The following is a 12,457-nucleotide window of genomic DNA, read 5'->3' as shown; positions in this document are numbered from 1 at the left end:
GCCCGCAGAAGCCGGCGCCTGGATAAGGCGAAGGCCCGCCGGCGTTACCGGCGGGCCTTCATGGTGGAGCTAAGCGGAGTCGAACCGCTGACCTCTTGAATGCCATTCAAGCGCTCTACCAACTGAGCTATAGCCCCGAGGTCTCGGCTCACCGGAGTGCGACGCCCCCCGGCGAGGCGCGGAACCTAGTCAAAGCCTTCGGCGCGATCAAGCGGGTCTTTCGACCTTTTTCGCACCGGGCTCGACCGCCGTCCGGACGGACGTCAGCGGTCGTCGTCGCCCTCGTCGGGCAGGCCTTCGATCTCGGTGTCGTCGAAGTCGTCGTCGTCCTCTTCCTCCAGGAAGGGCACGTCGGCGTCGTCCTCCACGTCCTCATCGTCGGTGAATTCGCCCAGGTCGTCGGCGGCGGGGCCCACGCCCGGCTCAGCGGCGTCCTCGTCGTCGTCGGTGGCCAGCGGCGGCTCGTCGGCCACTTCGTCAAGTTCCGGGGTGACGGCGTCGTCTTCTTCTTCGTCCTCCGCCTCGGTCTCGGCGCCCCGAACCTGGTCCTCCCGCTCGTCGTCGGCCTCGGGATCGGGCGTGATGGCGCGGGCGCGGACACGGCGGTTGCGCACCGCCTCGTCAGGATCGAAGTCCGACCCGCACTTTGGGCAGTGCGCAGGACGCTTGTTCAGATCGTAGAATTTCGCTTGGCAGGTCGGGCAGATCTGCTTGGTGCCGAGCTCAGGATTGGCCAAGGCGGCGACCCTCTCCGGAAGGGGGTTCTCAGGAAGCGGGCTCCCTTGCCACGCCGGACCGCGGCTGTCAAAGCAATCCCCCTCTCGGGAATCCAGGTGTGCGGAGGCGCGGATAGCAGGCATGGCGGCGCAGGGTTTGAGCGCCCGGCGGAGCGGTCCGCTGAAGGGGCGCGTCCGGGCTCCGGGGGACAAGTCGATCTCGCATCGGGCGCTGCTGCTGGGCGCCTTGGCCGAGGGCTCCACCGAGATCGAGGGCCTGCTGGAAGGCGAGGACGTGAAGCGGACCGCCGCCGCCATGGCGGCGTTCGGCGCCACGGTGGAGCGTCTGGGGGAGGGCCGCTGGCGCGTCGAGGGGCGTGGCGGCTTCGCCGAACCCGCCGACGTCGTCGACTGCGGGAACGCCGGCACCGGCGTGCGGCTGATCATGGGCGCTGCGGCGGGCTTCGAGCTCGCCGTCACCTTCACTGGCGACCAGTCGCTGCGCGGCCGGCCGATGAACCGGGTGCTGAAACCGCTCGGCGAGATGGGCGCGCGGTGGATCTGTCGCTCGGGCGGCCGCCTGCCGCTGACCTTGCAGGGCGGCGGCCTGAAGCGCATCGCCTACCGGCTGCCGGAGCCCTCGGCGCAGGTGAAATCGGCGGTGCTCCTGGCCGGGCTGCACGCCGAGGGCGGGGCCGAGGTGATCGAGCCAGAGGCGACCCGCGACCACACCGAGCGCATGCTGCGCGGCTTCGGGGCCGACGTTCAGGTGACCGACGAGGCTGGCGCCCGCCGCATCGTCCTGCCGCCGGGCCAGCAGCTGCGCGGTACGTCGATCCACGTGCCGGGCGATCCGTCGTCGGCCGCCTTCCCCCTGGTGGCGGCGCTGATCACCCCCGGTTCGGAGGTGACGGTGGAGGGCCTCCTGCTGAACCCGCTGCGCACCGGCCTGCTCGAGACCCTGCGCGAGATGGGCGCGGACCTGACCGTCGCTAACGTCCGGGACGAGGGAGGGGAAAGCGTTGGCGACGTCACCGCCCGGCACTCGCAGCTGAAGGGAGTCGAGGTTCCCCCCGAGCGCGCGCCCTCGATGATCGACGAGTACCCGATCCTGGCGGTCGCCGCCGCCTTCGCCGAGGGCCGCACCGCCATGCGCGGCATCGGCGAGATGCGCGTGAAGGAGAGCGACCGCATCGCCCTAATGGCGGCGGGCCTCGCCGCCTGCGGCGTGGGCGTCGAGGAGGAGCCGGAAGCGCTGACCGTGGTCGGCTCGGCCCGCGGCAATCATCCCGTGGCAGGCGGGGCGCGGGTGGTGACCCATGGCGATCACCGCATCGCCATGTCCCACCTGGTCATGGGGCTGGCGTCGGACCAGCCGGTCTCGGTCGACGAGCCGGGCATGATCGCCACAAGCTTCCCCGGCTTCGTGTCGCTGATGACCGGCCTGGGCGCCGAGATCGACGAAGACCGTCCGGCGGCGGCGTGAGGCCTCCCTTCGTGATCACGGTCGACGGGCCCGCCGCCTCCGGCAAGGGCACGGTGGCGAGCGGCCTGGCGGCGGTCTACGGCCTGCCCATGCTGGACTCGGGCCTGCTCTATCGGGCCGTGGGCGTGCTGGCGCAGCGCGCCGGTCTGGACCTGGACGACGCCGCCGCCGCCGCCGGGATCGCCCAAGGCCTCACGGTCGGCCAGCTTACGGACCCGGCCTTCCGCACCCGGGCGGCGGGGGAGGCGGCCAGCCGGGTGGCCGTGCATCCCGCCGTGCGGCTCGCCCTGCGCGAGCTGCAGCTGTCGTTCGCCAGACGGCCTGGTGGCGCTGTCCTGGACGGCCGCGACCAGGGGACGGTGATCTGCCCCGAGGCGCCGGCCAAGCTCTACGTCAGCGCCTCGCCGGAGGTCCGCGCCACCCGCCGCTGGAAGCAGCTCGCCGCCCAGGGCGAGGCCGTGACCTACGATGAGATCCTCGCCGACATCGTCCGGCGTGACGAGCGCGACGGCAGCCGCGCCGACTCGCCCATGCGGCCGGCGCCCGACGCCGTCTTGCTGGACACGTCTGAAATGACTATAGAGCAGGCCGCAGATGCGGCCCGCCGCATCGTCGAGGCGGCGCGCGCCCGCTGGGAAGCTTCCTAGCCACGGCAAATCCAACCGCGCCCAACCCTCGTGACGGCCGCGGGCGGATCACACCCTTTGAACCCGACGCGATGACTCCGTTCGACAGCCTTTGGCTGCGCGCGGCGCCCGCGTCATTGAAGCACGAAAGACCCTTATGGCTGACGATATGAGCCTCAACCCGACGCGGGACGATTTCTCCGCCCTGCTCGACGAGTCCCTCGGCGGACGTGATTTCATGGAAGGCCAGGTTGTCCACGGCAAGGTCGTGGCGATCGAGAAGGACTTCGCGATCATCGACGTCGGTCTGAAGACCGAAGGCCGCGTGCCGCTGAAGGAATTCGCCAACCCGGGCGAGGACAAGCCGGCGCTGAAGGCGGGCGACACGGTCGAGGTCTTCCTCGAGCGCGTCGAGAACGCCATGGGCGAAGCGGTCATCAGCCGCGACAAGGCCCGCCGCGAGGAAGCCTGGACCCGCCTCGAAGCCGTCTACGAGCGGAACGAGCCGGTCATGGGCGCCATCGTCGGCCGCGTGAAGGGCGGCTTCACCGTCGACCTCGGCGGCGCTTCGGCCTTCCTGCCGGGCAGCCAGGTCGACATCCGCCCGGTGCGCGATGTTGGTCCGCTCATGGGCCGCGAGCAGCCGTTCGCCATCCTCAAGATGGACCGCCCGCGCGGCAACATCGTGGTGTCGCGTCGCGCCATCCTGGAAGAAGCCCGCGCCGAACAGCGCACCGAGCTGGTCAGCCAGCTGGTCGAGGGTGAAGTCCGCGAAGGCGTGGTCAAGAACATCACCGACTACGGCGCGTTCGTGGACCTCGGCGGCATCGACGGCCTGCTGCACGTCACCGACATGAGCTGGAAGCGCGTCAACCACCCGAGCCAGGTCCTGGCGGTGGGCGACACGGTCAAGGTGCAGATCGTCAAGATCAACCCGGACACCCAGCGCATCAGCCTCGGCATGAAGCAGCTGCAGTCCGACCCCTGGGACGGCGTGGAAGCCAAATACCCGGTGGGCGCCAAGTTCACCGGCCGCATCACCAACATCACCGACTACGGCGCCTTCGTGGAGCTGGAGCCGGGCGTCGAAGGGCTGGTGCACGTCTCCGAGATGTCCTGGACCAAGAAGAACGTCCACCCGGGCAAGATCGTGTCGACCTCGCAGGAAGTCGACGTGGTGGTCCTGGACGTCGATCCGTCCAAGCGCCGCGTGTCGCTCGGCCTGAAGCAGGCGATGGCGAACCCGTGGGAAGCCTTCCTCGACGCCCACCCGATCGGCTCGACCGTCGAGGGCGAGGTGAAGAACGCCACCGAGTTCGGCCTGTTCATCGGCCTGGACAGCGACATCGACGGCATGGTGCACCTGTCGGATCTCGACTGGGCCGTGTCCGGCGAAGAAGCCATCGCCCGCTACAACAAGGGCGACGTGGTGAAGGCCAAGGTGCTGGACGTCGACGTCGAGAAGGAGCGCATCTCGCTCGGCATCAAGCAACTGGCCGGCGACCCGATGCAGGGCGACACCTTCCGCAAGGGCCAGACCGTCACCTGCACCGTCACCGAGGTCACCTCGGGCGGCATCGAGGTCCGGTTCGGCGAAGATGACGCGCCGATGACCGCCTTCATCCGCAAGTCGGACCTGTCGCGCGATCGTGCCGACCAGCGTCCGGAGCGCTTCGCCGTGGGCGATCGCCTCGACGCCCAGGTGACCAACGTCGACAAGGCCGCGCGCCGCGTGTCCCTGTCGATCAAGTCGCTGGAAATGGCCGAGGAAAAGGAAGCCATCGAGCAGTTCGGCTCGTCGGACTCCGGCGCTTCGCTGGGCGACATCCTGGGCGCGGCTCTCCGCGAGAAGGCCCAGAAGGAGTAGTCGTCGCAGCCTCTCAGGCTGGACGGAGAGGCGGCGGCCCGGGCGACCGGGCCGCCGTTTTCTTTTTCTGAGTACGGGCCGATTGCAGCACCGGCCACGGCGGCGAAGCGACCGCGAACGACGAGGCGCGCGTGCTCCTCGGGGGTCGCAGAGCCGACGTCACCCAGGCCGCCCGCATCATTTGATAATCGTGAGCCGCATGCCTACTGTGCCGCCACAGCTTCGCCATAGAGCGGCGTAAACCTTCTTTCCGGGTTGAATCGCCTGGCGGAGTCTTACATGGTCCCGCCGCTCCCACCTCCCCGAAGGGTCGCATGATCAAGTCCGAGCTGATCGCGAAACTGGCCGAAGAGAATCCGCACCTCACCCAGCGCGACATCGAGCGTGTGGTCGGCGTGATCCTTGAACGGATGATCCAGGCGCTGGAAGAAGGCGGACGCGTCGAGCTCCGCGGTTTCGGGGCTCTGTCGGTGCGCTCGCGCGACGCCCGCGCCGGCCGTAACCCGCGGACCGGCGAGCCCGTGGACGTTCGCGCCAAGCACGTGCCCTTCTTCAAGAGCGGCAAGGAGCTGCGCGAGCGCCTGAACGTCGTGGACGAATAGGCGCCCGGGGGCGTCACGGGTGGCGAATGTGCAGGACGAGCTGAAGAGGCTCGAGAGCAAGATCCAGAAGCGGGCGCCCATCCTGGGCGAGTTCCGCGAGTTCATCGCGCGCGGCAACGTCATTGACCTGGCGGTGGGCGTGATCATCGGCGCCGCCTTCAACGACATCGTCAAGACGCTGGTGGATCAGGTGGTCATGCCGCCGATCGGCCTGCTGCTGTCCGGCATCGACTTCGGCCACCTCGAGTGGGTGCTGAAGCGGGACAACCCGGCCACCAAGGTCGATGAGCTGGTGGCCGTGAAATACGGCGCCTTCATCAACGCCGGCATCAAGTTCGTCATTGTCGCATGGGTCGTGTTCCTGCTGGTCAAGCTGGTCAACGTGATCCGGCGGCGCGACGCCGAGGCGGGTACGAAGACGCCGGCCGCTCCGCCGCCCCAGGAAGTGCTTCTGACGGAGATCCGCGACCTGCTGAAAGCGCAGGCGGACGGCGCGACGCCGCCGAAGCCCTAGGCCCCGAGAGGCGCCTGCAGCGGATCCTCCGCCGCGGCCTCCTCCCCAGGCGCTGGGACGCCGCGGCGGATGAGAGCCAGCTCGATGATCGTCAGCAGCTGGCGGGCCCGCCAGGCGGCGAGCAGGTAGAACGTCACCCCCGCGCCGATGTAGCCCAGCACGAAGTACCAGCTGGTGAGGCCGCGGCTGGCGGTCACGGCCCTCAGCGTCTCCGGAGCGATCTGCGAGAGGGCCAGCGCGGCCGATGTCGGCACGGTGACAAAAGCGAGCGCCATCCAGCGGGAGACGGCCTCGTGCCGCCGATGATTCAAGGCGGCGAGCGCATGGATGCGGCGCAGCTCGGCGGGCGGGAGCGGTGCGAGAAGGGCGAAGATGGCCTTGGTGGAGCCATTCCGCAGCAGGCCGCTGACCAGGTCGAGGCCGGTCATGGTCCAGATGCTCGGCGAGAACAGCCACTCCCAGGGCATCCGCCACATCGGCAGTCGGCGCAGGAGACCGCGCCAGAGAGCCCAGATTTCATCGGCGCTCATGCGCGCCGCAGCGGCTATCTCGGTCACCGGCCCCTCGCCAAGCTCCGCACGGAGCTTGGCCGGTAACGCGCGGCAGGTCTAGGCGACCTTGAAGCCTTCCCAGTTCAGCATCTTGAACAGCTTGGCGTTCTCCTCCGGCGGCAGGGCGTCGCGGAAGGCCGGGAAGACCTCGTCCTCCTCCTCGCGCATGTGCTCCTGCAGGCTGGTCCAGAAGGCGCGGGCCTTGATCAGCCAGCGCGGGTCCGTCGGCGGCGTGCGCCGCAGGTCATAGATGAAGGTCTTCACCTCCAGATGGTCCTCGGCCAGATGGTGCGACTGGTCGGTACGGGCGTTCTCGGCCAGCGCCGGATAGATGACGTTCTCCTCCTCGATCGCGTGCTTGGTCAGGGCGTAGGCGATCTTGGTGAGCAGCATCTCGCGCTTCAGCATCTCGTCGTCGTGGGTCTTGAGCAGCTGCTCGAACATCTTCTCGACCATGCGGTGCTCGGCGGTGAGGGCCGCAACCCAGTCGCCGGCCGCCAGCGACGGGCCCTGCATGACAGCCTTCCGCGCGTGGGGGATGGCGAGGCCGGCCACCAGGCCGAGCGCGGCGCCGGTGGCCACCGCGCCGAAGGAATTTCCGGACGAGTTGCGCATGAATTGTCTCCCTGGGATCGGGCGGACAACGGCGCGCCCCTTGCCCCTGTTCCGGTTCATCCCCTAATCCCGCTCCCATGAGCGTGAGCGCCAAGATTTGCGGGGTCACGACCCCGGAGGCGGTCCGCGCCGCCGTCGACGGCGGCGCCGGATTCCTCGGCTTCATGTTCTTCCCGAAGAGCCCGCGGAACATCAGCCCCGAGGCCGCCGCGCGCCTAACGTCGCCGGCGCGGGCGGCGGGCGTGCGGATTGTCGCCGTCGCCGTCGATCCCACCGATGGTGAGCTGGACGTGATCGTCGGCGGCCTGCGGCCGGACCTGATCCAGCTGCACGGCAAGGAGAGCCCGGCCCGCGTCCGCCAGATCGGCCAGCGCGCGGGCTGCGGGGTGGTCAAGGTGCTGCCGGTTTCGGAGGCTTCGGATCTCGCCGCGGCGCAGGACTACGAGCCGCTCGTGGAGCACCTGATGTTCGAGAGCAAGCCGCCGAAGGACGCCGATCGGCCCGGCGGCCTGGGGGTCGTGTTCGACTGGACCCTGCTGGAAGGCCGGCGCTTCCGGCGTCCCTGGTTCCTGGCCGGCGGGCTGAACCCCTGGAACGTCGGGGAGGCGGTCGCGGCCTCTGGAGCCCCGATGGTTGACGTTTCCTCTGGCGTGGAGCGCGGTCCCGGCCTAAAGGACCCGGCCTTGATCAAGGCGTTCCTTGACGCCGCCAGACGAGCCTGAATCGTCCGCCGTGAACGCACCCGCCCGCCCCAACGACTACACCGCCTACCCCGACGCCGAGGGCCGCTTCGGCGACTACGGCGGCCGCTACGTGCCCGAGACCCTGATGCCGCTGGTCCACCAGCTGGACGCGGCCTATGCGGCGGCCAAGGCGGACCCGGAGTTCCAAGGCGAGCTGAAGAGCTTCCTCAGGCACTACGTCGGCCGCCCCAGCCCGCTCTACTTCGCCGAGCGGCTGACCGCCCACTACGGCGGCGCGAAGATCTACCTGAAGCGCGAGGAGCTGAACCACACCGGCTCGCACAAGATCAACAACTGCATGGGCCAGATCCTGCTGGCCATGCGGATGGGCAAGACCCGGATCATCGCGGAGACCGGCGCCGGCCAGCACGGCGTGGCCACCGCCACCGTCTGCGCCCGTTTCGGCCTGCCCTGCGTCGTCTACATGGGCGCGGTGGACGTGGAGCGGCAGAAGCCGAACGTCTTCCGCATGAACCTGCTGGGCGCGGAGGTTCGGCCGGTGACCTCGGGCTCCGCCACCCTCAAGGACGCCATGAACGAGGCGCTCCGTGACTGGGTCACCAACGTCCATGACACCTACTACCTGATCGGCACCGCCGCCGGCATGCACCCCTATCCGGTGATGGTGCGCGACTTCCAGGCGGTGATCGGCCAGGAGACCAGGGACCAGATCCTGGAGCTCGAGGGCCGCCTACCAGACGCGGTCGTCGCCTGCGTCGGCGGCGGCTCGAACGCCATCGGCCTCTTCCACCCGTTCCTGAACGACGAGGGCGTGAAGATCTTCGGGGTCGAGGCCGCCGGCCATGGCATGGAGAGCGAGCGACATGCCGCCGCCATCAACGGTGGCCGCCCGGGCGTGCTGCACGGCAACAAGACCTACCTGCTGCAGGATCCCGAGGGCCAGATCACCGAGGCCCACTCGATCTCCGCTGGCCTCGACTACCCTGGCATCGGGCCCGAGCACTCGTGGCTGCACGACGTCGGCCGCGCCACCTACCTCACCGCCACCGACCAGGAGGCCCTGGCGGCCTTCCAACTCTGCGCCGAGCTGGAGGGTATCCTGCCGGCCATCGAGTCCTCGCATGCGCTCGCCCGCCTCCCCGAGGTGGTCGGCGAGGTCGGCAAGGACGGAATCGTGGTGCTGAACCTGTCCGGCCGCGGCGACAAGGACGTCGCCACCGTGGCCAACCACCTGGGGCGGGTGATTTGACCACCGCCCGCATCGACGCCCGCTTCGCAGCCCTGGCGCGCGAGTCACGCGCCGCCTTCGTGGCCTATGTCATGGCCGGCGACCCCGACCGCGACACTGCGCTCAAGATCCTGCGGGGCCTGCCCGCCGCCGGCGCCGACCTTATCGAGCTGGGCTTCCCCTTCTCCGACCCCATGGCCGAAGGCCCGCCAATCCAGCGCGCCGCCCAGCGGGCGCTCGCCAAGGGAATGACCCTGAAGGGTACGCTGGAGCTGGCCGCCGCCTTCCGGCAGGACGACCAGGACACCCCGATCATCCTGATGGGCTACCTGAACCCGCTGCTGAACTGGGGCTTCGAGGCCTTCGCCCGCGACGCCGCGGACGCCGGAATCGACGGCGTGATCGTGGTCGACTGCCCGCCCGAGGAGGCGCCGCCGCTGGCCCGGGCGCTCGACGCAGCCGGGCTGTCCCTCATCCGCCTGGCCACGCCAACGAGCGACGACGCCCGCCTGCAGACCATCGTCCAGGGCACCTCCGGCTTCGTCTACTACGTCTCCGTGGCTGGCGTGACCGGCGTAAAGGAGGCGGACGCCGCCGTGGTCGCTCCCCACGTCGAGCGCGTGCGAAAGGCGTCTGGCCTTCCGGTGGCGGTCGGGTTTGGCATCAAGACTCCGGAAAGAGCCGCGGCGGTAGCACGCGTCGCCGATGCGGTCGTCGTGGGCTCGGCCCTCGTCGATGAAGTGGCTGGAGCGGTGGAGAGAAACGAAGACGTGACCGCGGCCGTTCTTTCCAAAGCCGAATCCTTGGCTAAGTCTGTGCGCCTCGCACGTACGGCCCAACCGACGACGGTCTAGACCTATGGCGATGGCTGATCAGAAAAACGACAAGCCCGGACGCCCGCAGGGCCCCCGCGAACGCCGCGGCTGGCTGTCCCGCATCGCGCCGGGCGTGCGCAACGCGTTCGCCAAGCGCGAGACGCCCGAGAACCTCTGGGTGAAGTGCCCCGACACGGGTGAGATGATCTATCGCCCGGACCTCGAGGCGGCCCTGTGGGTCACGCCGTCAGGCAACCACATGCGGATCGGGGCGGCGCAGCGCCTGCGCTACACCTTCGATGGCGGCACGTACGAGAAGATCGCCTCTCCCGTCGTGGCCGATGACCCGCTGAAGTTCCCCGACGAGCGGCCCTACACCGAGCGCTTGAAGGCCGCCCGCAAGTCCACGGGCGAGCAGGACTCGATGGCCATTGGTTACGGCCACATCGAGGGCCAACCGGCCGTGGTGGTCGTGCAGGACTTCCACTTCATGGGCGGCTCGCTCGGCATGGGCGCCGGCGAGACCTTCATCAAGGCGGCTCAGGAAGCCGTGAAGCGGCGCGCGCCCTTCATCATCTTCACCGCCTCGGGCGGCGCGCGGATGCAGGAAGGCACCCTGTCGCTGATGCAGATGGCCCGCACGACGCTGGCGCTGAACGAGGTGAAGGCGGCGGGCCTGCCATACCTGGTCGTGCTGACCGACCCGACGACGGGCGGGGTGCTCGCGTCGTACGCCATGCTGGGCGACATCCACATCGCCGAGCCGAACGCCACGATCGGCTTCTCCGGCCGCCGGGTGATCGAGCAGACCATCCGCGAGACCCTGCCGCCGGGCTTCCAGAAGTCCGAGTTCCTGGTGGAGCGCGGCATGGTGGACATCGTCGCCTCCCGGGCCGAGCTGCCGAAGGTGCTGGGCTCGCTGCTCAGGACCCTTCAGATGGGGCGCGAGCGACTTCCCTCCGCCGCCTGATGTGACCTCCCCCCCGATCGACCACGATCCGATCCGCGCCTCGGACGCGGTGATCCAGCGCCTACGGGCCAATCACCCGAGCCTGATCGACCTCACCACGGGCCGCGTGGAACGCCTGCTGGCGGCGCTAGGCCACCCTGAGAGGCGCCTGCCGCCCGTGATCCACGTGGCCGGCACCAACGGCAAGGGCTCGACGGTCGCCTACCTTCGTGCGATCGCGGAAGCCCAGGGGCTGAGGGTCCACGCCCTGACCTCGCCCCACCTGGTCCGGTTCGCCGAGCGGATCCGGGTGGCTGGCGAGTTGATCTCCGACGAGCGCCTGCTGGAGCTCACCGAGCGGCTGGAGACGGCCAACGCGGGGGAGCCGATCAGCTTCTTCGAGATCACCACGGTTCTGGCCTTCGAGGCCTTCGCCGACGCGCCGGCGGACCTCTGCATCGTGGAGGTGGGACTCGGCGGCCGCTTCGACGCCACCAATGTGTTCGACGCGCCGGCGGTGAGCGTGATCACGCCGGTGGATTACGATCACTTGGAGATGCTGGGCCCCGGCCTGCCGAAGATCGCCTGGGAGAAGGCCGGGATCATCAAGCCCGGGCGGCCGGTGGTGGTGGCGCGCCAGCAGGAGGAGGCGCTCGACATCATCGAGCGGGAGGCCGACGCGCGGATGGCGCCCATGCTGCTGATGGGCCGAGATTTCGATGCGTGGGAGGAGCGGGGGCGGCTGCTGGTCCAGATGCCCGAGCGGCTGCTCGACCTCCCGCCGCCCAGCCTGTTCGGCGGCTACCAGTTCGCGAACGCCGGGCTGGCGGTGGCGGCGGCCCTGACCTTCGACGGCTCGCTGGGGGAGGATGCGATCGGGCAGGGCGTCGCGTCGGCGGTCTGGCCGGCGCGGTTCCAGCGGCTGACCAAGGGGCCGCTGGCGGAGCTGGCGCGCTCGCGCAGCTCGGACCTCTGGCTGGACGGGGGGCACAACCCGCATGCGGGGCGGGCGTTGGCCGAGGCTGCGTCGCGGCTCACCGACCGGGACGGGCGGCCGCTGGCGCTGGTGGTGGGGATGTTCGCCAGGAAGGACGCCCGGGGCTTTTTCGAGCCGTTCGCCGAGATGCACCCGAGGGTGTTCGCCACGACGTTCGACTCGCCCAACGCGGCGCCGGCCGAGGAGATCGCCGAGGCGGCCAGGGCCAACGGGCTGCAGGTGGAGGTGGTCGGCGACGTCCGCGCGGGGGTGAAGCGGGCGCTGTCCAGCGAGGGGCCGCCGCCGCACGTGCTGGTCTGCGGCGGACTGCACTTCGCGGGCGAGGTGCTGGCGATGAGCCGCGAGACGTGGCCCACATGACAAAGCCCGCCGGTGGGGCGGGCTTTGACGTAGAGATAGCCGCGGGTCAGGTGGACTCGGGCGGACTCGCGGGTGGACTCGGCCTCAGGCGGCGACGCCGGCCTCGTTGAGCCACTCGAGGATCTTCTGCTTGGGCATGGCGCCGACCTTCATGGAGGCCATCTGGCCGCCCTTGAAGAGCATCATGGTCGGGATGCCGCGGACGCCATAGCGCGAGGGCGTGGTCGGGCTTTCCTCGATGTTCAGCTTGGCCACGGTCACCTGGGCGCCGAGCTCCTCGGAGATTTGCTCGAGGGCGGGGGCGATCTGCTTGCAGGGGCCGCACCACTCCGCCCAGAAGTCGACGAGCACGGGGCGCTCGGCTTGCAGCACGTCCTTGTCGAAGGACTCGTCGGTGACCGTCACGGTGGCCATTGGGTAGCTCCTC

General features: G+C 69.7%; 14 protein-coding genes and 1 tRNA gene. 10 read left to right on the top strand and 5 right to left on the bottom strand.

All coding sequences use genetic code 11. The features are described 5' to 3' along the window. Window positions 1–61 precede the first annotated feature (61 nt). Window positions 62–137 (bottom strand) — tRNA-Ala (locus VIL67_RS02535). Between the two features lie 126 nt (window positions 138–263). After that, window positions 264–737 (bottom strand): TIGR02300 family protein, encoded by a 474-nt coding sequence (locus VIL67_RS02530; RefSeq protein WP_332047267.1) that lies wholly within the window; start codon window positions 735–737, stop codon window positions 264–266. 121 nt (window positions 738–858) lie between these two features. Here VIL67_RS02530 and aroA point away from each other — a divergent pair, with 121 nt between their 5' ends. The 5 genes from aroA to mscL all read left to right on the top strand — a co-directional run bounded on the left by aroA (window position 859) and on the right by mscL (window position 5,811). Then, complete coding sequence (aroA, locus tag VIL67_RS02525) at window positions 859–2,202, top strand: 3-phosphoshikimate 1-carboxyvinyltransferase (protein ID WP_332047266.1); 1,344 nt, start codon at window positions 859–861, stop codon at window positions 2,200–2,202. Next, complete coding sequence (gene cmk / locus VIL67_RS02520) at window positions 2,199–2,849, top strand: (d)CMP kinase (RefSeq protein ID WP_332047265.1); 651 nt, start codon at window positions 2,199–2,201, stop codon at window positions 2,847–2,849. Before aroA ends, cmk begins: the two co-directional genes overlap by 4 nt. A 136-nt stretch (window positions 2,850–2,985) precedes the next feature. Beyond that, window positions 2,986–4,695: a 30S ribosomal protein S1 gene (gene rpsA, locus VIL67_RS02515; RefSeq protein WP_332047264.1), complete on the top strand. Its 1,710-nt coding sequence runs from the start codon at window positions 2,986–2,988 to the stop codon at window positions 4,693–4,695. Between the two features lie 314 nt (window positions 4,696–5,009). Then, window positions 5,010–5,297, top strand: coding sequence for an integration host factor subunit beta (locus VIL67_RS02510; RefSeq protein ID WP_332047263.1), 288 nt, complete (start codon window positions 5,010–5,012; stop codon window positions 5,295–5,297). 79 nt (window positions 5,298–5,376) lie between these two features. Then, window positions 5,377–5,811 carry a large-conductance mechanosensitive channel protein MscL gene (gene mscL, locus VIL67_RS02505; protein WP_332047975.1) on the top strand — a complete coding sequence of 145 codons (435 nt, stop codon included), beginning with the start codon at window positions 5,377–5,379 and terminating at the stop codon, window positions 5,809–5,811. On the opposite strand, the gene VIL67_RS02500 is transcribed toward mscL, so the two are convergent. Next, window positions 5,808–6,368, bottom strand: coding sequence for a hypothetical protein (locus VIL67_RS02500; RefSeq protein ID WP_332047262.1), 561 nt, complete (start codon window positions 6,366–6,368; stop codon window positions 5,808–5,810). The two genes, mscL and VIL67_RS02500, sit on opposite strands and share 4 nt — an antisense overlap. Window positions 6,369–6,419: 51 nt before the next feature. Further along, complete coding sequence (locus tag VIL67_RS02495) at window positions 6,420–6,977, bottom strand: hemerythrin domain-containing protein (protein WP_332047261.1); 558 nt, start codon at window positions 6,975–6,977, stop codon at window positions 6,420–6,422. A gap of 77 nt (window positions 6,978–7,054) precedes the next feature. Between VIL67_RS02495 and VIL67_RS02490 the strand changes: the two genes are divergently transcribed. Genes VIL67_RS02490 through VIL67_RS02470 form a run of 5 tightly spaced genes read left to right on the top strand, consistent with a single transcriptional unit; the run spans window position 7,055 to window position 12,030 of the window. After that, complete coding sequence (locus VIL67_RS02490) at window positions 7,055–7,699, top strand: phosphoribosylanthranilate isomerase (protein WP_332047260.1); 645 nt, start codon at window positions 7,055–7,057, stop codon at window positions 7,697–7,699. Between the two features lie 10 nt (window positions 7,700–7,709). Next, window positions 7,710–8,930 (top strand): tryptophan synthase subunit beta, encoded by a 1,221-nt coding sequence (gene trpB / locus VIL67_RS02485; RefSeq protein WP_332047259.1) that lies wholly within the window; start codon window positions 7,710–7,712, stop codon window positions 8,928–8,930. Next, on the top strand, window positions 8,927–9,763 hold the full coding sequence (trpA, locus tag VIL67_RS02480; RefSeq protein ID WP_332047258.1) for a tryptophan synthase subunit alpha: 837 nt from the start codon (window positions 8,927–8,929) through the stop codon (window positions 9,761–9,763). The genes trpB and trpA overlap by 4 nt, the downstream gene beginning before the upstream one ends. Before the next feature lie 4 nt (window positions 9,764–9,767). Next, the gene (gene accD, locus VIL67_RS02475; protein ID WP_332047257.1) at window positions 9,768–10,694 is read left to right on the top strand and encodes an acetyl-CoA carboxylase, carboxyltransferase subunit beta; all 927 of its coding nucleotides are present in this window, start codon (window positions 9,768–9,770) and stop codon (window positions 10,692–10,694) included. A 1-nt stretch (window position 10,695) separates the two neighbouring features. Beyond that, on the top strand, window positions 10,696–12,030 hold the full coding sequence (locus VIL67_RS02470; protein WP_332047256.1) for a bifunctional folylpolyglutamate synthase/dihydrofolate synthase: 1,335 nt from the start codon (window positions 10,696–10,698) through the stop codon (window positions 12,028–12,030). Between the two features lie 84 nt (window positions 12,031–12,114). Here the strand turns inward: VIL67_RS02470 and trxA are convergent, their stop codons facing one another. Further along, window positions 12,115–12,444 carry a thioredoxin gene (gene trxA / locus VIL67_RS02465; protein ID WP_332047255.1) on the bottom strand — a complete coding sequence of 110 codons (330 nt, stop codon included), beginning with the start codon at window positions 12,442–12,444 and terminating at the stop codon, window positions 12,115–12,117. Between the last annotated feature and the right edge of the window lie 13 nt (window positions 12,445–12,457).

The sequence above is a fragment of the Phenylobacterium sp. genome, assembly GCF_036563385.1.
Taxonomy (GTDB): domain Bacteria; phylum Pseudomonadota; class Alphaproteobacteria; order Caulobacterales; family Caulobacteraceae; genus Phenylobacterium.
Note: the sequence above shows the minus strand (reverse complement) of the source record. Positions and strands in the feature narration are given on the sequence as shown.